The organism is Micromonospora pisi (assembly GCF_003633685.1).
Lineage (GTDB): Bacteria > Actinomycetota > Actinomycetes > Mycobacteriales > Micromonosporaceae > Micromonospora_G > Micromonospora_G pisi.
The window spans coordinates 4,829,630-4,850,260 of record NZ_RBKT01000001.1 but is presented as its reverse complement, the minus strand read 5'-3'; the positions used below and the strand labels follow the sequence as shown (position 1 = coordinate 4,850,260).

General features: G+C 71.4%; 17 protein-coding genes. 4 read left to right on the top strand and 13 right to left on the bottom strand.

All coding sequences use genetic code 11. From position 1 onward, the window contains the following. Window positions 1–15: 15 nt before the first annotated feature. Window positions 16–1,227: a DNA polymerase III subunit delta' gene (locus BDK92_RS20600; RefSeq protein ID WP_121158195.1), complete on the bottom strand. Its 1,212-nt coding sequence runs from the start codon at window positions 1,225–1,227 to the stop codon at window positions 16–18. Further along, on the bottom strand, window positions 1,227–3,359 hold the full coding sequence (tmk, locus tag BDK92_RS20595; protein WP_246017149.1) for a dTMP kinase: 2,133 nt from the start codon (window positions 3,357–3,359) through the stop codon (window positions 1,227–1,229). The genes BDK92_RS20600 and tmk overlap by 1 nt, the downstream gene beginning before the upstream one ends. A gap of 309 nt (window positions 3,360–3,668) precedes the next feature. On the opposite strand from tmk, the gene BDK92_RS20590 reads away from it, so the two are divergent. Further along, window positions 3,669–4,889, top strand: coding sequence for an amino acid deaminase/aldolase (locus tag BDK92_RS20590; RefSeq protein ID WP_121158193.1), 1,221 nt, complete (start codon window positions 3,669–3,671; stop codon window positions 4,887–4,889). A gap of 73 nt (window positions 4,890–4,962) precedes the next feature. Here BDK92_RS20590 and BDK92_RS20585 read toward each other — a convergent pair whose 3' ends face one another. Beyond that, window positions 4,963–5,688, bottom strand: coding sequence for a TetR/AcrR family transcriptional regulator (locus tag BDK92_RS20585; RefSeq protein WP_211349314.1), 726 nt, complete (start codon window positions 5,686–5,688; stop codon window positions 4,963–4,965). 152 nt (window positions 5,689–5,840) lie between these two features. On the opposite strand from BDK92_RS20585, the gene BDK92_RS20580 reads away from it, so the two are divergent. Further along, entirely contained in the window at window positions 5,841–7,205 is a 1,365-nt protein-coding gene (locus BDK92_RS20580; RefSeq protein WP_121158191.1) for a D-arabinono-1,4-lactone oxidase, read from the top strand. A 19-nt stretch (window positions 7,206–7,224) separates the two neighbouring features. Here BDK92_RS20580 and BDK92_RS20575 read toward each other — a convergent pair whose 3' ends face one another. The 7 genes from BDK92_RS20575 to BDK92_RS20545 all read right to left on the bottom strand — a co-directional run bounded on the left by BDK92_RS20575 (window position 7,225) and on the right by BDK92_RS20545 (window position 16,729). After that, complete coding sequence (locus BDK92_RS20575) at window positions 7,225–8,463, bottom strand: CapA family protein (RefSeq protein ID WP_121158190.1); 1,239 nt, start codon at window positions 8,461–8,463, stop codon at window positions 7,225–7,227. 103 nt (window positions 8,464–8,566) lie between these two features. Continuing rightward, window positions 8,567–11,449 carry a type I DNA topoisomerase gene (gene topA, locus BDK92_RS20570; protein WP_121158189.1) on the bottom strand — a complete coding sequence of 961 codons (2,883 nt, stop codon included), beginning with the start codon at window positions 11,447–11,449 and terminating at the stop codon, window positions 8,567–8,569. Window positions 11,450–11,839: 390 nt separating this feature from the next. After that, window positions 11,840–12,583 carry a hypothetical protein gene (locus BDK92_RS20565; RefSeq protein WP_425462245.1) on the bottom strand — a complete coding sequence of 248 codons (744 nt, stop codon included), beginning with the start codon at window positions 12,581–12,583 and terminating at the stop codon, window positions 11,840–11,842. Then, window positions 12,574–13,116 carry a hypothetical protein gene (locus BDK92_RS20560; RefSeq protein ID WP_121158188.1) on the bottom strand — a complete coding sequence of 181 codons (543 nt, stop codon included), beginning with the start codon at window positions 13,114–13,116 and terminating at the stop codon, window positions 12,574–12,576. The genes BDK92_RS20565 and BDK92_RS20560 overlap by 10 nt, the downstream gene beginning before the upstream one ends. 128 nt (window positions 13,117–13,244) lie before the next feature. Beyond that, the gene (locus tag BDK92_RS20555; protein ID WP_121158187.1) at window positions 13,245–15,620 is read right to left on the bottom strand and encodes a sodium-translocating pyrophosphatase; all 2,376 of its coding nucleotides are present in this window, start codon (window positions 15,618–15,620) and stop codon (window positions 13,245–13,247) included. Between the two features lie 318 nt (window positions 15,621–15,938). Next, window positions 15,939–16,376, bottom strand: coding sequence for an ATP-binding protein (locus BDK92_RS20550; protein ID WP_121158186.1), 438 nt, complete (start codon window positions 16,374–16,376; stop codon window positions 15,939–15,941). Further along, window positions 16,373–16,729, bottom strand: a complete 357-nt coding sequence (locus BDK92_RS20545; RefSeq protein WP_121158185.1) for an STAS domain-containing protein — start codon at window positions 16,727–16,729, stop codon at window positions 16,373–16,375. Before BDK92_RS20545 ends, BDK92_RS20550 begins: the two co-directional genes overlap by 4 nt. 224 nt (window positions 16,730–16,953) lie before the next feature. Here BDK92_RS20545 and BDK92_RS20540 point away from each other — a divergent pair, with 224 nt between their 5' ends. Both BDK92_RS20540 and BDK92_RS20535 read left to right on the top strand, forming a co-directional pair. After that, window positions 16,954–19,344, top strand: a complete 2,391-nt coding sequence (locus BDK92_RS20540) for a DEAD/DEAH box helicase (RefSeq protein WP_121162427.1) — start codon at window positions 16,954–16,956, stop codon at window positions 19,342–19,344. Window positions 19,345–19,417: 73 nt separating this feature from the next. Then, window positions 19,418–19,627, top strand: coding sequence for a hypothetical protein (locus BDK92_RS20535; protein WP_121158184.1), 210 nt, complete (start codon window positions 19,418–19,420; stop codon window positions 19,625–19,627). Window positions 19,628–19,716: 89 nt separating this feature from the next. Here BDK92_RS20535 and BDK92_RS20530 read toward each other — a convergent pair whose 3' ends face one another. Genes BDK92_RS20530 through BDK92_RS20520 form a run of 3 tightly spaced genes read right to left on the bottom strand, consistent with a single transcriptional unit; the run spans window position 19,717 to window position 20,605 of the window. Next, a complete protein-coding gene (locus BDK92_RS20530; protein WP_211349312.1) occupies window positions 19,717–20,115 on the bottom strand; it encodes an Rv3654c family TadE-like protein in 399 nt (132 codons plus the stop codon). Beyond that, window positions 20,112–20,480, bottom strand: a complete 369-nt coding sequence (locus BDK92_RS20525) for a TadE family type IV pilus minor pilin (protein ID WP_121158183.1) — start codon at window positions 20,478–20,480, stop codon at window positions 20,112–20,114. The genes BDK92_RS20530 and BDK92_RS20525 overlap by 4 nt, the downstream gene beginning before the upstream one ends. Beyond that, complete coding sequence (locus tag BDK92_RS20520; protein ID WP_404511826.1) at window positions 20,477–20,605, bottom strand: DUF4244 domain-containing protein; 129 nt, start codon at window positions 20,603–20,605, stop codon at window positions 20,477–20,479. The genes BDK92_RS20525 and BDK92_RS20520 overlap by 4 nt, the downstream gene beginning before the upstream one ends. Window positions 20,606–20,631 lie beyond the last annotated feature (26 nt).

The window sequence follows — 20,631 nt, the reverse complement described above, 5'->3', positions numbered from 1 at the left end:
CCGGGAGGGGTGTGGTCAGCCGCGCCAGAGCGCGAGCATCATCGCCTCGACGGCGATGCGGGGCTTGACGTTCGTCTCGATCGCGGTACGGCACGCGAGCACCGCCTCCAGCCGGCGCAGCGCCGCCTCCGGTGCCCACTTCCCGGCCGCCGCCTCGGCCAGCGGTGCCGTGTCGGTGTGCACCGGCGCGACCGGGGCGCGCAGCGTCACCGCGAGCACGTCCCGGTAGAAGCCGGCCAGGTCGACCAGGGCCCGGTCCAGCGCGTCCCGCTGGGCCCGGGTCGCCCGCGACTTCTGCCGACGTTCAAGGTCCTTGATCTGCCCGGCGGAACCCCGGGCGGCGCCGGCGGCCCCCTTGCCGGTGCCACCGGCACCGAGCGCGGTCTGCAACGCGGCCCGCTCACTCGCGTCCACATCGGCCACCGCCGCCTCGGCCTCCGCCTCCGCAGACTCGATCAGCGTGGCGGCGGCGTCGAAGCAGGCCCCGACCCCGGTCAGTCGCCGGGGCACGGCCAGTACGGCGTCCCGCCGCTTACGTGCCTCCGGGTCGCGGGCCAGCCGCCGGGCCCGACCGACGTGTCCCTGTGCCGCCGCCGCCGCCCAGCCGGCCAGGTCCGGGGCGATCCCGTCCCGTTCGGTGAGCACGGCCGCCACCGCCTCGGCGGCGGGCTGGCGCAACGGCACCAGCCGGCACCGGGACCGGATGGTCACCGAGATGTCGTCCGGGTGGGTGGACGGGGTGCAGAGCAGGAAGACCGTCCGGGGCGGGGGTTCCTCGATCGCCTTGAGCAGGGCGTTGCCGGCGGCCTCGGTGAGCCGGTCGGCATCGGAGATCACCAGCACCTGCCAGCGGCCACCGGACGGGGTGCTCGCCGCCCGAAGCACCAGGGCACGCATCTCGCCGACGCCGATGGAGAGTCCCTCGGGGACCACGAACCGTACATCTGCGTTGGTGCCGGCCAGGGTGGTGTGGCAGCCGGCGCACTCGCCGCAGCCGGTGCCGTACTCGCACTGCAACGCGGCGGCGAAGGCGCGGGCGGCAACGGACCGACCGGAGCCGGGCGGGCCGGTGAAGATCCAGGCGTGGGTCATCGCGCTGCCGGTGACGTCGCCCGGCTCCGTACCGGCCTCGGCGTTACGGACCAGTTGTGCCGCCGAGGCGGCGGCGCGGCGCAGGGTCTCGGTCGCCTCGGCCTGGCCGACCAGGTCGGCGAAGACGTTCGTCATCAGGACCGCCGTTCCAGTTCGAGGCCGCCCGAGTCGTCACCGGCGGTAGTCTTCGGCTCCGCCGAGAGGTCGATGGGCTTCGCCGGACCAGGGTGCACGACGGCATCCGGTTCACCGAGCATGCCGCCGACCCGGGCGGCGATCGCGGCGGCGATCTGGTCGACCGGTCCGGAACCGTCGAGCACCAGGTAGCGCTTCGGGTCGGCCGCCGCCAGGTCGAGGAAGGCGTCCCGGACCCGGTCGTGGAAGTCGAGCGATTCGGCCTCCAGCCGGTCCTTGCCCGCTCCCCGGGAGGTGACCCGGAGCAGCCCGGCCCGTGGGTCGACGTCGAGGAGCACCACCAGGTCCGGCTTGAGGCCGCCGGTGGCCCAGGCGGAGAGCCAGGAGACCTCGTCGACCGGGAGCGTACGACCGGCGCCCTGGTAGGCCAGGGACGAGTCGACGTACCGGTCGCTGATCACCACCGCCCCCCGGGCGAGTGCCGGCCGGACCACGGTGGCGACGTGATGTGCCCGGTCGGCGGCGTAGAGCAGCGCCTCGGCGCGGGGGGAGAGCGGGGCCGTACCGGCGGTGGTGCTCTCCAGGACCAGGGAGCGGATCCGTACGCCCACGTCGGTCGCGCCCGGCTCCCGGGTCACCACCACCTCCCGGCCCTCCTGGCGCAGGGTTTCGGCGAGCGCGGCGAGCTGGGTGGACTTGCCGGCCCCCTCGCCTCCTTCGAAGACCACGAACGCCCCGGTCGAGGTGAACGGTTCGGCCGGCGAGAGCGGGCGTCCCCGGATCGAGCCCCAGAGATCCGGCAGGACCGGTACGCCGGGCTTGTCGTCCATCTGGCGGAACGCGTTGACGCCAGCGAAGATCCCGGCGATCCCGGCGACGAGCAGCAGCAGTCGGGTGGAGGAGACGGAGATACCGAGGTCGGCGATCCGCAGTTCGCGGGAGCCACCGACACCGACCAGCAGACTGCTGACCGAGATGGCGAGGATCAGCACCAGCCGGGTGCCGGTCTGGACGACCGCGAAGACCCGGCCGCGTACCTCGTCGGCGACCTCGCCGCCGAGCAGCGTGGTGCCGGAGAGGAAGGCCATCCCGGCACCGGCGCCGACCAGCACCGCGCCGAGGATCGCCATCGACAGGTGGATGGAGCCGGCGAGGAACAGCACCGAGGCGCTGGCCAGGACGATGCTCATGCCGAACCAGCGCCGCCGGGACATCTCCCGGACGATCATCGGGCCGAGCCCGATGCCGACCGAGAGGCCGATGAAGATCGAGCCGAAGAGCAGGTAGAACGCGGCCTCGCCGGCACTGAGCGACTTGGTGAAGAAGTTCGCCGTGCCGATCACCACGCCGCCGCCGGCGAACGCGCCGAAGATGCCGAGGACCAGGCCCCGGATCAGCGGGGTCTTGCCGATGAACCGCCAGCCCTCGACGAACTGCCGGAGCATGCTCTGCCGTTCGCCCCGCTCGCCCTCCTCGCCCTCCTCGCGCCCGAGGCTTCGCCCGCTGATCTCCCGGATCCCGAAGAAGACCACCAGAGCGGTGGCGAGCCGGCTCAGTGAGTTGAAGTAGAGCGCCAACTGGGTCGGGTCGTTCCAGCCCTGCGGTGGCCCGCCGGAAACGGCGCGCACGCTGCGGTCCAGGACCGCGATGCTGATCGCGGCGAGCACCGGGGTCACCCCGTAGGTGGTGATCAGGGTGAGCTGGTTCGCCACCTCCAACCGGGTACGCGGGATCAGGTTCGGGACCGCCGCCTCCTTGGCCGGGATCCAGATCAGCGTGATCGCCTCGATCAGGAAGGTGGCCACCGCCGCCCAACCGACCACCAGTCCGCCGCCGATGTTGAGCAGCGCGGCGAGCGGGATCGAGGCGAAGAGCACGAAGCGGAGCAGGTCGCAGACGACCATGGTGAGGCGCCGGTCGAACCGGTCCGCCAGCACCCCGGCCACCGGGCCGAGCAGCAGCGCCGGCAGCAGCCGCACCGCGATCACACCACCGAACGCCAGGCCCTTCGCGGTGTCCCCGCTGACCTGGGTGGCGGCGAAGATCGACGTGGCGAGCAGGCCGAGCCAGTCGCCGAACGAGGCGGCGCCGAGGACCAGCCAGAGCCGACGGAAGGGCCGGATCCGCAGCACCGTGCGGAGCGCCTGGTAGCCCGTACGGTCGACCGGGGCGGAGGCTGACGAGGAGGTCGCGCCCGGCTCGGCGGTCGATTCCGGGTCCGGTGTCGCTCCCGGCTCGCCGCCGCGATTGGTGTCGATGGCCGTACCTCCCCGTGCCGGCCCAGGGCTGGGCTCCCCCGGGACACACTCTAATCGCGGCGCTCACCGCTCCCACCCCGACATTCCCCTGATCCCGGGGTCGGGACGGTCGGGACGACCCGACACGAACCACCAATACGCGAAGGTGTTTCGCATTGACGGGGGGCCAGTTAGCGTGCACATGTGCACACCGACGTACCAACCGACCGAGACGCCCTGCGCGACCGCCTGGACCGGGCGACCGCGCACCTCGATCCGCCGTTCGCGGCGATCGACCTGACCGCGTTCGACGCGAACGCCGACGCGCTCTCCGCGCGGGCGGCGGGCAAGCCGGTCCGGGTGGCGAGCAAATCGGTCCGCTGCCGCGACCTGCTCACCCGGGCGCTGGCCCGACCGGGCTGGCAGGGAGTGATGGCGTACACCGTGCGCGAGGCGAGCTGGCTGGTCCGCGCGGGTGTCAGCAACGACGTGCTGGTGGCGTACCCGAGCGCGGACCGGGCCGGGCTGGCCGAACTCGCCGCCGACGCCGAACTGGCGGCGGCGGTGACCCTGATGGTGGACAGTCCGGACCAGCTCGACCTGATCGACACGGTCGCCGCACCGGACCGGCGCGCACCGATCCGGGTCTGCCTGGACCTCGACGCCTCGTGGCGGCCGGCCCGGGGGCGGCTGCACATCGGGGTACGCCGCTCGCCGGTGCACTCGGCCGCCGACGCCGGCGCGCTCGCCGCCCGGGTCGTCGCCCGGCGCGGGTTCCGGCTGGTCGGGCTCATGTCGTACGAGGCGCAGATAGCCGGGCTCGGTGACGCGCCACCGGGGCAGGCGCTGCGGGGCGTGGCGATCCGGGCACTCCAGCGCCGGTCGTACCCGGAGTTGACGGCACGTCGTGGTGCGGCGGTGGCCGCCGTACGCGAACACGCCGAGCTTGACTTCGTCAACGGTGGCGGCACCGGCAGTGTGGCCGCGACCAGCGCGGACCCGGCCGTGACCGAGGTCACCGCCGGTTCTGGCCTGTACGGGCCCACCCTCTTCGACACCTACCGCGCGTGGCGCCCGGTCCCGGCCGCCTTCTTCGCCCTCGCCGTGGTTCGGCGCCCGGCACCCGGTCTGGCGACCGTGCTCGGCGGCGGTTGGATCGCCTCCGGGCCGGCCGAACCGAGCCGGCTGCCGCAGCCCTGGCTGCCACCGGGGCTGAAGCTGATCGGCTCGGAGGGGGCCGGCGAGGTGCAGACCCCGCTCGCCGGTACGGCGGCGGAGGCACTGACCGTCGGCGACCGGGTCTGGTTCCGGCACGCCAAGGCCGGCGAGCTGAGCGAACACGTCAACGAGCTGCACCTGATCGAGGGGGATCGGGTGGTGGCGACGGTGCCGAGCTACCGGGGCGAGGGTCAGGCGTTCCTCTGACCCCGCCACCGGACCGGGCTGACCGGCCGTCCGCCCCTTCGAGCTGATCCGACCGGGCTGACCGGACCGCGCCTCAGCCTGCCGCGCTGGGCGCCGGGTCCCCCACCGCCGTGGCGGTGGCCGAAGCGGCCGCGACGACCCCGACGACCGGCGGCTGAGCGCCACCGGCGACGGTGCCGACCTGTCGGTGCAGGTATTCGCGGATCAGCGCCTTCGCCTCGATCAGCACCCGCTCGTCGCCGTCCTGGTCCCGCCGGAAGGCGAGCTTGATCAGAGCGTCGGCGGCCTCGACCGCGATCTCCAGCGCGAAGCGCAGCGGTGGGCCGTCGGCGATCCCGAACTGTTCGACCAGCACCCGGGCGAGCTGTTCGGCGATCACCCCGTTGTTGTCCCGCTGGTCGTCGAGGAGGTGCACGTCGACCACGTCGCCGAAGTGCAGCGTACGGAAGCCGGGCACCAGCCGGTGCATGGCGATGTACTCGTCGATCCCGGCGTCGACCCCGTCCCACCAGTGGGCGAGGTCGCCCTGGGAGAACCGGTCGGCGAGGCGTTCGAGATACGCCTCCATGTTGCGCAGCGTGAGCGCCTGGACGATCGCCCGCTTGTCCGGGAAGAACTGGTAGACCGAACCGATCGCCACCTCGGCCCGCTCGGCGAGCAGGGTCGTCGTCAGACCCTCGTAGCCGACCTCGTCGACCAGTTCGGCACAGGCGTCAAGCATGCGCTGGACCCTGGCAACACTACGGCCCTGCACCGGGACGCGGCGTAGTGGACCACTCGTGGCGGTTGATGTGGACACGCGTCGCCACTCCCCCTTCGACGGATGAGATGTGTCTGCACGTCGCGAGTTCGAAACGTTACCTGGATTAACGATCGGACCTGGTGTGCGATGTTTACTCATCGCATCGAAGCCTGATATGAATGCTACTCATATTCGGCTCTGGAGGCTGCATGGCCAGCACCCCATCGCCGTACGGCGCGGTGTCGCCGCCCGGCGCGACGCCCCCGTCCACCACGCCCGCCCCGGGCTGGACGAACTGGGCCGGCAACCAGCGCGCCACCGCCAGCACCGTGCTGCGACCGTCGACCGTGGAACAACTGGCCGACGCGGTACGGGTCGCGGCCTCGGCCGGACGTCGGATCAAGGCGGTCGGCAGCGGTCACTCCTTCACCGACATCGCCGGTGCCACCGACCTCCGGATCGAGCTGGGTGACCTGGGCGGCCCGATCCGGATCGACCAGGAGCAGCGGCTGGCCACCGTACCGGCCGGGCTCGAACTGCGCGCCCTCAACGCGCTGCTGGCCAGCCACGGCCTGGCCATGCCGAACCTCGGCGACATCGACGCCCAGACGGTCGCCGGCGCCCTCTCCACCGGCACCCACGGCACCGGCGCCGGATACGGCTGCCTCTCCACCTTCGTCGAAGACCTGACCCTGGTCACCGGGGCCGGCGAGATACGGCACTGCTCCGCCACCACCGACCCCGAACTGTTCGCCGCCGCCCGGGTCGGGCTGGGCGCGCTCGGGATCATCACCGAGGTCACCCTCCGTTGCGTGGACGCCTTCGTGCTCCGGGCCGACGAACGGCCGGCACCGCTGGCCACGGTCCTCGCCGACCTGCCCGACCTGATCGACCGGAACGACCACTTCGAGTTCTACTGGTTCCCGTACACCGACCGGGTGCAGGTCAAGACGAACAACCGGGTGCCACTCGACGACCGGCCACTGCCCCGGTTCCGGGGATGGTTGGACGACGAGTTCCTGGCCAACACGGTCTTCGCCGGTGCCTGCCGACTCGGCCGGGCGGTGCCGGGCCTGGTCCGGCCGATCAGCGCGATCTCCGCCCGCGCACTCACCGCCCGCACCTACACCGGTCGCTCGGACCAGGTCTTCTGCACCCCGCGCCGGGTCCGGTTCACCGAGATGGAGTACGGGCTGCCCCGCGCCGCCCTGCCCGAGGCGCTGACCGCGCTGCGCCGGGTGGTCGACGGGCTGCCGTTCAAGGTGCAGTTCCCGGTCGAGGTCCGGTTCACTGCACCGGACGACATCTGGCTCTCCCACGGCTACCAGCGGGAGTCGGCGTACCTGGCGATCCACCAGTACGTCGGCGCGCCGTACGAGCCGTACTTCCAGGCGTTCGAGCGGGAGGCGATCGGCCTGGGTGGCCGCCCGCACTGGGGCAAGCTGCACTACCGGGACGCGGCGTCGCTGCGTGCGGTCTACCCGAGGTTCGACGACTTCGTGGCCGTACGGGACCGCCTCGATCCGGGGCGGGTCTTCGCCAACGCCTACACCGAACGGGTCCTCGGCGGCTGAGGTTCCCTGGCGGCGGCACTCAGCCGGTCGGGGCGAGCACCTTCAGACCGTCCTGGTCGGCGCCCCGGGCGGTCAGATAGCCGGTGATCCGCTGGTACGCCCCCTGGTAGACCTTCCGCCGGTCCGCCGCCAGGGCCGGATTCGCGAGAGCGGCGGCGAGATCCACCAGTCGGATATCCGGACTTATATCGGTCCAGATAGGGATCGCGGCAGCCTCGGTGATTTTCCACTCTTTCGGGGCCATTTCCGTGAAGGTGATCCTGGCCATCACACCCTCGCGATTATCGTTGACCGGATCGGCATGCCGGGCGATCTGGTTACCCATGCCATAAACGACCCATTTATCGTCAAATTCCTCGAACGGTTGCACCACGTGTGCATGGTGCCCGAGGACCAGGTTGATATCGGGCGACTCGATCAGCGGTTTCACCCAGTCCAACTGATCGGCGTCCGGAAGATGCTGGTATTCCGTACCCCAGTGCAGGCTGAGCACGACGATCTCGGCACCGGCCGCGCGCAGCTTCTTCGCCGCGGCCAGGATCTTCGCCGGCTCGATCAGGTTGGCCATCCAGAGCTTGCCGGCCGGGCGCTCCAGCCCGTTGAAGTTCAACGTGTACGACAGGTGCCCGACCTTCACCCCGGCCGCCTCGTAGATCCTCGGCGTGTTCGCCTCGGCCGCGTCACGGGCACTGCCCGCGTGGCCGAGCCCGGCCGCGTCGAGCGCGTCCAGGGTGCGCTTCACGCCCTGCGCGCCCTGGTCCATGGTGTGGTTCGAAGCGGTGGAGCAGGCGTCGAAGCCCGCCCGGCGCAACCCGTCGACCACCTGCGGCGGCGCACTGAACCGGGGATAACCCTCGAACGGGCCGGCGGCCGGTGCCAGCGGGGTCTCCAGGTGGCAGATCGCCAGGTCGGCGCCGCTGATCGCCGGCGCCACCCGCTCGAACATCGGGAAGAAGTCGTAGCCGCCGGCCTGGCCGGTCCGGGCCGCATCCCGCTTCGCCTGCTCCGTCACCTCGGGATGGATGAGCACGTCACCCGCGCCCAGCACGGTGAGCAGCCGGCGCCCCTGCGCGTCGAGTCGCGTCCCCGGCGGCGCCCCCGCGGTGCCACCGCCCGGCGGTTGACTCCCGGACGGCTCACCGCCCGACGGGTCCACCCAGGAGGAGCTTCGAGGGGATTCGCCCCACCAGTCCGCCCGATAACCAATTCCGCCGATAACAATCAGCGCCCCCGCCAGTACGACCGAAAACAACAGCATTGTCTGGCGGTGGCCGCTCCATATCCCCCGTCGCGCCACCGGTGGAGCGTAAAGCATGGCGCCGGATCGGAAAATCCGATCCGGCGCTCATTCCCCCGAACAGTTACTCGGAACGGTCGGTCACCTTCGCCGGGGCCGCCTTTTTGGTCGCTTTGGTAGCGGTAGTGGATTTCGCGGCGGTGGCTTTCTTCGGCGCGGCCTTGCGCGGGGCCGCCTTCTTCGCCGCCGTCTTCTTCGCCGCGGTCGGCTCCGCCGCCCCGGCCGCCTTCTTCGCCGGGGCCTTCTTCGCCGCCGCCTTCTTCTTCGGCGCCGGCCCCTTGGCCCGCTTCTCGGCGAGCATCTCGGAAGCCTCTTCGAGGGTCAGCGCCTCCGGGGTCTGACCCCGTCGCAGCGACGCGTTGAACTCCCCGTCGGTCACGTACGGACCGAACCGGCCATCCTTGATCACCAACGGCTTCTCGGTCAGCGGGTCGGCACCCATCTCCCGCAACGGCGGCGCGGCGGCGCGACGCTGCCGGGCCTTCGGCGCCGCCAGCAGCGCCAACGCCTCCTCCAGCGTCACCGTGAAGATCTTGTCCTCGGAGTCCAGCGAGCGGAACTCGTCGCCCTGCTTGACGTACGGGCCGTAGCGACCGGCGGCGGCCAGCACCTCCGCCCCGTCCGGCGCGAGCCCGACCACACGCGGCAGGCTGAGCAGCCGGAGCGCCTCGGTGAGCGAGATGTCGTCCGGCGACTGCGACTTCAGCAGCGACGACTTCCGGTCACCACTGGAGACGTACGGGCCGAAGCGGCCGGACTTGAGCAGGATCGGCTCGCCCGTTTCCGGGTGCTCGCCGAGCTTGCGTTCGCCGCCACCGCCGAGGAAGAACTCGTTGACCTTCTCCGGGGTCAGCTCGTCCGGCGCGACCCCCTCCGGAAGCGACACCCGGTCACCGGCCGGACCGCCGTCCTCGGTCGTACCGGCCTCGCCCTCACCCTCGGGGGCGGGCGCCGTCGGCGCCTGCACCTCCGGACCAGGCAGGGTGCGCTGGAGGTACGGCCCGTAACGGCCGACCCGGACCACCACGTCGCGTCCCTCGTCGTCCCGGAACAGCGGGATCGAGTTGACGCTGCGCGCGTCGATCTCGCTCAGGTTCTCGGTGACCATCTTCTTCAGCCCACCGGAGCGGGCCACCGAGTCGTTCCCGGCCACGTCGCTGCCGAAGTAGAACGAGGTGAGGAAGTCGACCGCCGCGTGGTCACCACCGGCGATCTCGTCCAGCTCGTTCTCCATCGCGGCAGTGAAGTTGTAGTCGACCAGGCGCGGATAGTGCCCTTCGAGGAGCCCGACCACCGCGAACGCCAGGAAGGACGGGATCAGCGCCTGACCGCGCTTGAAGACGTACCCCCGGTCCTGGATGGTCTGCATGATCGAGGCGTACGTCGACGGCCGCCCGATACCCAGCTCCTCCAGCGCCTTGACCAGCGACGCCTCGGTGTAACGGGCCGGCGGTTGGGTGGTGTGCCCGGTCGCGGCCAGCTCGTCGGCGGTCAGCGGCTGGTCCTTGACCAGGGTCGGCAGCCGCCGCTCGGCATCCTCGGCCTCGGCGTTCTCGTCGTCGGAGGACTCGACGTACGCCCGCAGGAAGCCCGGGTCGGTGATGGTCTTGCCGGTGGCGCCGAAGTCGGCCTCCTCACCGGCCTCGGTGACCGCGCGGATGCGCACCGAGACGCTGGAGCCGACCGCGTCGGTCATCTGCGACGCGATCGTCCGGCGCCAGATCAGCTCGTAGAGCCGGAACTCCTCACCGGAGAGTTCGTTGGCCAGCTCACCCGGGGTGCGGAAGTGATCGCCAGCGGGGCGGATCGCCTCGTGCGCCTCCTGCGCGTTCTTCACCTTGCCGGTGTAGCGGCGCGGCTCCGGCGGCACGTTCCGCTCGCCGTACAGCTCGGCGATCTGCCGGCGGGCCGCGGCGATCGCGGTCTCCGACAGGTTCACCGAGTCGGTACGCATATAGGTGATGTAGCCGTTCTCGTACAGCCGCTGCGCGGTGCGCATCGTCTGCTGGGACGAGAAACGGAGCTTGCGGGCCGCCTCCTGCTGGAGGGTCGAGGTGATGAAGGGCGCGTACGGGCGGCGCCGGTAGGGCTTCTCCTCGACCCGGGTGACCGTGAACGGCCGCCCGTCGAGGCGGGCGGCGAGCCCACGGGCACCGTCACCGTCGAGGTGGGTCACCCCGGCGCCCGGCTTCACCTTGCCGGTGGTCGGTTCGAAGTCCCGACCGGTGGCGATCCGGTCGCCGTTGAGCCCGATCAGGGTGGCGTGGAACGTACGCGGTCCCTCACCTGCGTCACGTACCGCGAGAGTGGCGAGGATGTCCCAGTACTCGGCGGTGCGGAACGCCATCCGCTGCCGCTCCCGTTCGACCACGATCCGGGTGGCCACCGACTGGACCCGGCCGGCCGACAGTCTCGGCATGACCTTCTTCCAGAGCACCGGCGAGACCTCGTAGCCGTACAGCCGGTCGAGGATGCGGCGGGCCTCCTGGGCGTCCACCAGGTCGCGGTCGATCTCGCGGGGGTTGGCCACCGCCGCCTGGATCGCCGGCCGGGTGATCTCGTGGAAGACCATCCGCTTGACCGGGACCCGGGGCTTGAGGGTCTCGACCAGGTGCCAGGCGATCGCCTCGCCCTCGCGGTCCTCATCGGTGGCGAGGTAGACCTCGTCCACCTCCTTGGCCAACTTGGTCAACTTGGCGATCTGCTGCTTGCGGTCGGCGGAGACGACGTAGAGCGCGGTGAACCCGTGGTCGACGTCGACGCCGAGCCGGGCCCACGGTTCCTTCTTGTATTTGGCGGGCACGTCGGCGGCGTTGCGTGGCAGGTCACGGACGTGCCCCAGGCTGGCCTCAACGATGTAACCCGGGCCGAGATAGCCCGAGATCGTCTTGGCCTTCGCCGGTGACTCGACGATGACCAGACGGGTGCTCTTGGCGTTACTCGGCACGTCTCTCCCCGACCTCACTCACGACTACTCGCCCTGCGGACCACCGTGGTCCGCCTTACCGCCAGACCGCCGCCGATGGGTCGGCTCGCTGGACGTCCAACGTAACGCGCTGCGCGCCGCGAGGGTTGCGCGGGCCGTGAAGAGCCCTCTCACGCTGCGCGAACGCCGACCCCGGAAGCCGCCTGGGTGGTGCATCCCGGACGGCGACACCGTACACCTAGGATGAATCGGTCTGGATCCATCGGCCACGACGATCTTTCTCTGATGCCTCGCGGTGGGTCGATTATCTCCCATATCTCCGGTTCCCTGTCCGCTATCGGACAGTCGACCGGATTGTGCCTGATTCAGGGCTGAGAATGGCTAAAAGATCCGAAATAGGAACCAAATCGCCTAACCGGCTGAAGTCGGCCAACTCGCCGCAGGCGCCGCCGCCGGCCGCTCACCCACCAGCTCCATCAGCCGGGCCAACCGACGCCGGCCGGTGATCCGGTACGCCGGACCAGCCGCCCGAGGGGGCAACAGTACGGCCGGCAGCCCCACCGCGGCGAGCGCGGCACCCACCGGCTCCCAACAGTTCTCCTCGGCGTCGCCGAGCCGGAGCAGAAAACCCGCCGGCTCCGGGCTGCCCGCAGCGGCCACCCAGAGCCGCAGCCGTCGACCGTTCAGGTACAACCCGGCCGGCGGCCGCTTCGCCCCACCCCGCAACCAGCTCCGGGCGAGCGGGGCGAGCGTCGTCGCGTACGCCGTCCGCACCTCGTGCCGCTGGTCCCCGGTCCCCTCCCAACTCACCGGAAGACCCCGTGTCGCCAGCTCCGCCGCCAGTACGTGCACCCGCCACGCGGAGTCGACGACCACCGAGACCCTGGCCGTGCCACCCATCCGGACCACCTGCCCCGGCCCCACGAGCAGGCCGGTGAGGTCGGCCGGCGACGGCTCGGTCGCCTCCACCCCGAAGAGCGACAGCTGCCGGACCGGGGCAACCCCGGCCGGTGGCACCGTCTCCTCCGTCACCCCCGACCCGGTTGGCACCGGCTCGGTCGCCACCGGCCCCGCTCCCGACGCCACCGGCTCCGCTCCCGGCGCCGCAGGTGGCGGCACCGGCGGCGGATCCGCCGAAGGCGTGGTCAGCGACACTCCGGGACCTCGGCGAAGGCCCGCTTCAACTCCGGCGAGTTGAGCTTGCTGGTGTCCAGCTCGCTGGCGTCGTACTCCTTGTTCAGGGTGTCGACCGCGGCCTTGACCCCGTCGTAGAACGGCCCGGACTGGCCGGTGTCCAACGCCTCGATCGACCGTTTGGCCCGGCCGTACGCGTCCCGGACCTGGGTCAACGACGTGACGAAGCCCTCCGAGACCACCTCGCCCCGCGACACGTCGGGCACGCCCGCCTCGACCACGCCCCGCCGCGCCGCCTCGCTCGCCTGCTCCGCGCCGGCCATCATCCGGACCAGGTTCTCCTTCGCCTGCGCCGGCGTGGTCTGCGCCGTCATCTGCTGCTGCGCGCTGCTGGTCAACGTATCGATCTCGACCCGCCACGGGTCCAACGCGTCGCAGACCGAGGCGGCCCAGGCCGGCGCGGGCGGCCCCCCACCACATCCACCTATCAGCATCACGAGGGTGCACAGGACCACGGGGAGAATCCCGGCGGCCGGCGCGCGGGGCGTACGCATGCGTTGCAGCGTACGGGTAGGGAGGGACGCCACGCTGGCACAGCCATACCCCCTTCACGTTTGGTGGAAGGAAGGGCCCCTTGTTAACGCATAGCGTTAACAAGGGGCCCTTCCTTCCACAGGGGCGGTCAGGCGGTGATGGTCTCCGGGCGGGGCTCGGAGCTGGCACCGGGGCCCGATTCGTCATCCGACATGGCGACCGGCTTGCGCTTGCTGTAGATCACCGCAGCCACCACGATCGCGACGGCGACCAGCGCGACCGTGATCCGCAACGGAGTGTTCCGGTCAGCGCCCACGCTCCACGCGACCACAGCCGGCGCGATCAGCAACGAGACCAGGTTCATCACCTTGATCAGCGGGTTGATCGCCGGACCGGCGGTGTCCTTGAAGGGGTCACCGACGGTGTCACCGATGATGGTCGCCTCGTGCGCGCTGGAGCCCTTGCCACCGTGCGCACCGTCCTCGACCAGCTTCTTGGCGTTGTCCCAGGCACCACCGGAGTTGGCCAGGAAAACCGCCATCAGGGTGCCGGCGCCGATCGCACCCGCCAGGTAGGACGCCAACGCGCCCGGCCCGAGGCCGAAACCGACCGCGATCGGGGCGAGGACCGCCAACAGGCCCGGGGTGACCAGCTCCCGCTGGGCGTCCCGGGTGCAGATGTCGACGACCTTGCCGTACTCGGGGCGCTGGGTCCGGTCCATGATCCCGGGCAGGTCGCGGAACTGGCGGCGTACCTCCAGCACCACCGCACCGGCCGAACGGGAGACCGCGTTGATGGCCAACCCCGAGAAGAGGAAGACCACCGCCGCACCGATGATCAGGCCGACCAGGTTGCGCGGGTTCGCCACGTTGAGCGCGGCGAGGATCTCGCCGGCCACGTCATTCACCCCGGCGTCGGCGTACGCCGCCCGCAGGGTGTCGGTGTACGACCCGAAGAGCGCGGTCGCGGCGAGTACCGCCGTGGCGATCGCGATTCCCTTGGTGATCGCCTTGGTGGTGTTGCCGACCGCGTCCAGTTCGGTGAGGGTACGGCCACCCTGCTCGTCGATGTCGCCGGACATCTCGGCGATCCCCTGGGCGTTGTCGGAGATCGGGCCGAAGGTGTCCATCGCCACGATCACGCCGACGGTGGTGAGCAGGCCGGTCCCGGCGAGCGCCACGGCGAACAGGGAGAGCGTGATCGAGCTGCCGCCGAGCAGGAACGCGCCGAAGACCCCACCCGCGATGAGCAGCGCGGAGTAGACGGCCGACTCCAGCCCGATGCTGATGCCGGCGAGTACGACGGTCGCCGGGCCGGTCAGCGAGCTCTTGCCGATGTCCTGCACCGGCCGCTTGTTGGTTTCGGTGAAGTAGCCGGTCAGCGCCTGGATCGCGGCGGCGAGCACGATGCCGATGGCAACCGCGCCGATGGCGAACCACTGCGGCCCGAGCGGCAGTTCGCCCTCCACGCCGAGCTGGGTACGCCAGCCGTCGCCGAGCAGTTCGCTCCAGGTCGGCTTGAGGTACACGAAGGACATCGCCGCGACCAGGATCGCCGAGAGCACCGCGGAGGCGTAGAACGCCCGGTTGATCGCGGTCAGCCCGGAGCGGTCCGAGGCGCGCAGCCGGGTGATGAAGACCCCGACGATCGCCACGATCACCCCGATGGTGGAGACGATCAGCGGGAAGACCAGCCCGGTCTCACCGAACGCGGCCCGGCCGAGGATCAGTGCGGCGACCAGCGTGACCGCGTACGACTCGAACAGGTCGGCGGCCATGCCCGCGCAGTCGCCGACGTTGTCCCCGACGTTGTCGGCGATGGTCGCCGCGTTACGCGGGTCGTCCTCCGGAATGCCCTGCTCGACCTTGCCGACCAGGTCGGCGCCGACGTCGGCGGCCTTGGTGAAGATGCCGCCGCCGACCCGCATGAACATGGCCAGCAGGGCGGCACCGAAGCCGAAGCCCTCCAGCACGGTCGGCGCGTCGGCCCGGAACAGCACGACGACCATCGCCGCGCCGAACAGGCCGAGGCCGACGGTGAGGAAGCCGACCACGCCACCGGTCCGGAAGGCGATCTGCATGGCCTTTTCCCGGCCGCCCTGATGCTCCCGGGCAGCGGCGGCCACCCGCAGGTTGGCGCGGGTGGCCAGCGCCATGCCGGCGCCACCGATGAAGGCGCTGAACACGGCGCCGACGACGAAGAACGCCGAGCGGCCGATCTTCACCAGCGTCTCGCTGCCGTCGGTCTGGTGCACCGGCAGCAGGAAGAGCAGGACCACCGCGAGTACGACGAAGATGGCGAGGGTTCTGAACTGCCGGAAGAGGTACGCCGAGGCGCCCTCCTGGACCGCTGCCGCGATCTCCTGCATGTTTGGGGTGCCCCTACCGGTCGCCAGGACCGCTTTGGTCAAGGTGGCGGCGAAGCCGAGCGCCACCAACGCGATAACCGCGGCGATGATGACGTACGACAGGTTCGCACCGCTGAGGGACAACCCGCCGCTTTCGGCGGCGAAGGTCGTGGACATCTATGTCCTCCTGTACCCAACACTCGCGCCGGCCGGCGGACGAACCGGTCCGGCGTCTCCACGCGTGGAGCGACGGTTCGCAAGCGTCTCCGCCGGGCCAAGGCTTCAGCTCAGCGGTGATCACCCGGTCACGCGAGCGCGAGACCAGGGCACTTGCTGATAACCCCGGGTACTCTAGCCGCCCACAGTGTTGGAGGTCACAGTTACCGCCCGCCGTGTCGCAATGATCTTCGTCGCTGTGTTAGCGGAGTTGATCTGTTATGGAGGATCACAGCGGCCACAGAACGGCCGACCGGACACGCGGATCGGGCCCGACGGTCAGCGGCCGACCGGCCAGACCATCCGAACCTCGGTGCCGATTCCCTCATCCACGGGGCGCACCTGAAGATCTTCGACAAATCCGGCGAGCAGGGCGAAGCCCACGCCGACGGTGAGCGCCTCGTCGGTCAACGACTCATCGGCCAGTTCGTCCGGGGGAAGCGCGGCCAGACCCAGTCCGGCCTCGATCGGCGCCCGGTCGGTCACCCGGACGGTGTAGGGGCCGCCGTCGGACATCTCCACCTGCACCAGGTCGGTCAGGCCGTACTGGCGGTGCAGGGCCACCGCCCGGGTGCACGCCTCACCGATGGCGAGCCGTACCTCGTCGAGCAACTCCTCGGCGACCCCGGCCCGGCGGGCGACCGCGACCCCGACGAGGCGCGCGGTGCGGACATGCACCGGCGCCGGGGAGAAGGACAAACGGACGGTGGACATCAGGCGGTGGGGTTCGCCGCGCCCGGCGCGGTCGCCGCTTCGATCGACGGGTAGAGCGGGAACACCTGGTCGAGCGCGGTGATCCGGAAGATCTTGAGCAGTGGTTCCTTGTCACAGACCAGACCGAAGCTGCCACCGACCGCACGCAGCCGCTTCAGCGCCCCGACCAGCACGCCCAGGCCGGTGGAGTCGAGGAAGTCCACCCGCCCCAGGTCGACCACGACCTGCCGGGCACCTCCGTCGACCATCTCGACCAGCCGTTCCCGGAGTCGGGGGGCGGTGTAGACGTCCACCTCGCCACCGACCTCCAGCACCGCGTGCTCGGCGATGGTACGGGTCGTCAGCGACAGCTCCATCCGTCCTCCTCGGCTACCTCTCCGGCTGATACCGGCCCGGCTGGAAGGCTCCTGCCAGGAATGCTCATGGGCATCTAACCATCGTCCGCCCGGCGCCGCACCGAGCCGAAGCGTCGCCTACCTGACCCGCGCCCCTCCACCTGACCCGACTCCGGCTCCCGGGACCACCCGCTCCGGAGCCCCCGACTTTCCGATTTCGGCTGGTCGGTGCAAGAGTGCAGGGCGTGACCACCTCAGCCACAGTATCGGCAGAGGCCGAGCAGCCCGGACCCCCCGGTGGTCCGACGCCGACTCCGGCCGAGCTGCTGCATCGGCTGCGCGCGCGTACCCGGCACGATCCGGTCACCCATGTCGAGCGGGTGCCGGCCAGCGCCGGGCAGGCGGTGCCGTGGCCCGGCTGGGTGCCCGAGCCGCTGCGGGCGGCGCTCGTCGGGCGCGGCGTGGTCGCACCGTGGCAGCACCAGGCCGAGGCGGCCGACCTGGCGTACGGCGGCCAGCACGTGATCGTCGCCACCGGCACCGGGTCGGGCAAGTCGCTGGCGTACCAGTTGCCGGCGCTGGCCACCCTGCTCACCGACCCTCGCGCGACGGTGCTCTACCTGGCCCCGACCAAGGCGCTCGCCGCCGACCAGTTGCGCGCCGTCGCCGCCCTGGACCTCGACGGGGTACGCCCGGCCAGTTACGACGGCGACACCCCGCGCGCCGAGCGGGAGTGGATCCGCAAGCACTCCCGGTTCGTCCTGACCAACCCGGACATGCTGCACCACGGCATCCTGCCCGGACACGCGAACTGGGCGACCTTCCTGCGCCGGCTCTCCTTCGTCGTGGTCGACGAGTGCCACACGTACCGGGGCGTCTTCGGCTCGCACGTGTCGCACGTACTGCGCCGACTGCGCCGGCAGACCGCGCGGTACGGCCGGACCGTCGCCGGGGTGCCGCAGTCGCCGGTGTTCGTACTCGCCTCGGCGACCTCGGGAGACCCGGCGAACGCCGCCGAACGGCTGACCGGGCTGCCAGTGACGGCAGTCACCGAGGACACGTCACCCCGGGGCGGGGTGACGTTCGCCCTCTGGGAGCCGCCGCTGCTGCCGCCTCCGCCGGACGCGGTCGACGTCACCGAGGCCGAACCGGTCCGTCGCTCCGCTCTGCGGGAGACCGCCGACCTGCTCAGCGACACCGTCGCCGCCGGGGTGCGTACCCTCGCCTTCGTCCGGTCCCGGCGCGGCGCCGAGGTGGTGGCGAGCAGCGCCCGGCGGTCACTGGACGAGGCCGTGCCCGGCCTCGGCAAGCGGGTCGCCGCCTACCGGGCCGGTTACCTGCGCGAGGACCGGCGCAAACTGGAACGTGCGCTGCTGCACGGGGACCTGCTCGGGCTCGCCTCGACCAACGCGCTGGAACTCGGGGTCGACCTGGTCGGGCTGGACGCGGTGCTGATCTGCGGCTGGCCGGGAACCCGGGCCTCGCTCTGGCAGCAGGCCGGGCGGGCGGGACGTTCCGGCGGCGAGGCGCTGGCCGTACTGGTGGCCCGGGACGACCCACTCGACACCTACCTGGTACACCATCCGGAGGCGTTGTTCGGGCGGCCGGTCGAGGCGACCGTGCTCGACCCGGCGAACCCGTACGTGCTCGGCCCGCAGTTGTGCTGCGCCGCCGCCGAGGCCCCGCTCACCGAGGCCGACCTGCCACTGTTCGGTCGGGGTGCGGCGGAGGCGGTGGAGGCCCTGGTCGAGGCGGGTGCGTTGCGTCGACGCCCGACGGGTTGGTACTGGCGGCACACCGGGCGGCCGGACGTGGACCTGCGCGGCACCGGCGGTACGCCGATCGCGGTGGTCGAGTCGGCCACCGGCCGGCTGCTCGGCACCGTCGACCCGGGCTCGTCCCACTTCATGCTGCACACCGGGGCGGTCTACCTGCACCAGGGCGTCTCGTACGTGGTCGACGACCTGGACCTGGCGGACGCCTGCGCGCTGGTGCACGCCGAGGAGCCGGACTGGTCCACCCACGCCCGTGACGTCACCTCGCTGGGGGTGGTGTCGGTCCGCTCCTACCGGGACGCCGGGCCGGTCGGGCTCTTCCTCGGCGAGGTCGACGTGACCAGCCAGGTGGTGTCGTACCAGCGGCGGCGGCTCGCCACCGGCGAGGTGATCGACACCCGGCCGCTGGACCTGCCGGCCCGGGAGCTGCGTACGGTCGCGGTCTGGTTCACCGTGTCACTGAACGCGCTGGTGGGGGCCGGGGTGGAGGTGGCCGACGTACCGGGTGCGCTGCACGCGGCCGAGCACGCCGCGATCGGCCTGCTACCGCTGATCGCGACCTGCGACCGGTGGGACATCGGCGGGCTCTCCACCGGGATCCATCCGGACACCGGGGCGCCTACGGTCTTCGTCTACGACGGACACCCGGGCGGAGCGGGTTTCGCCGAGCGGGCCTATCACGCGGCCACCGAGTGGTTGCGGGCGACGCGGGACGCGATCAGCGAGTGCGGCTGCGAGTCCGGTTGCCCGTCCTGTGTGCAGTCGCCGAAGTGCGGTAACGGCAACAACCCGTTGGCCAAGGCGGAGGCGGTGAAGGTGCTGGACGTGGTGCTGGCGAACCTCTCCAAGGATTCCGACTGATTCATCTACATGGATCGGGGTGTGGCTGGGTACGCTGATGGGAGCGCTTCCACAGCCGTCGGAGGAGAAGAGAGTGGCCGACACCATCGCCGAGACCGTCGACCTGCTCTACGGCGTCGACCAGGACAACCTCACCGTGGAGCAGCAGATCTCGCTCGGGCAGGCGTACGCCGCCCTGGCCCAGGCCGAGCAACTGCACCGGCTCAACGAGCAACTGCACAGCATCCACCAGCTCCTCAGCGCCTCGGCGCTGCGCGCCGCTGTCGACGGCTCCGGGCGCTGACCCCGCCCCACCTCCGCTAGCGCTGTGGTCGTTCAGTACCACTGGAGGGGCAGTAAACGACCACAGCGTCCGACCAGTCTGGACTCCGGTCAGGCTCGGATGGGGCCGGCTCGGGCGGTAGCTCGGGCGACCCGGGTCAGTCCGGGTAGCGGATGGGCCGTCAGCTCGACCACGAGTTGCAGGTCGAGGCCGTCCACCGCACAGTCGACGATCCGGCCACCGTTGGCGGAGACCAGGTCGGCGGCGCGGGCACAGGCCACCGCCGGGCCTTCGAGCGTACGGGCGGCGCCGGCCAGGGCACCGAAGTCGGCCGCCACCCTCGCCTGGTGTTTCGCCACCCGGGCCGCGCCGACGGCCGCCCCGGCCATTCCAGCCATGACCAGCGTCAACCCCACTGCGAGCAGCCACAGCGACGCGCTCCCCCGGTCCCGTGCCACTCTCCTCCGCCCGCTCACGACAACGGCTCCGGCCGGCTTCGGTCCGCTCACGACAACGGCTCCGGTTCACCCGGTTCGACCGCCGCCACCGCTGTCGCGGTGACGGTCAGCCGGGGCAGTCGGGTGCCGAAGGCGCGGATCGGTGCGCGTACGGTCGCGACCGCCCGCTCGCCCACGACGGTGACCGAGACGGTGGCCCCCGGCGGGGCCGACCCGGCACCGGCCGGCACCCCGGGTTCGCCCCGGGAGGCGGCGAGCGCCGCCTCCCGGGCCGCGTCCACACACTGCGCCTTGACGGTCACCGCACCGACGGCGGTGAGCCCGGCGAGAAGCAGCAGCACCAGCGCCGGCAGACCGGCCGCCAACTCAGCGGTGAACGAACCCCGGTCGTGGTCGGCCCACCGGCGCCGGATCACTTCAGCGCCCGGTCGATGACGGCGGTCAGGGCGGACTGGACGTTGCCGGAGGAGAGAACCTTCAGCAGGATCCCGGCGAACGCGACGGCGGCGAGCGTGCCGACGGCGTACTCGGCGGTGTTCATCCCGGCGTCGCCGCGCAGCCGGGCCC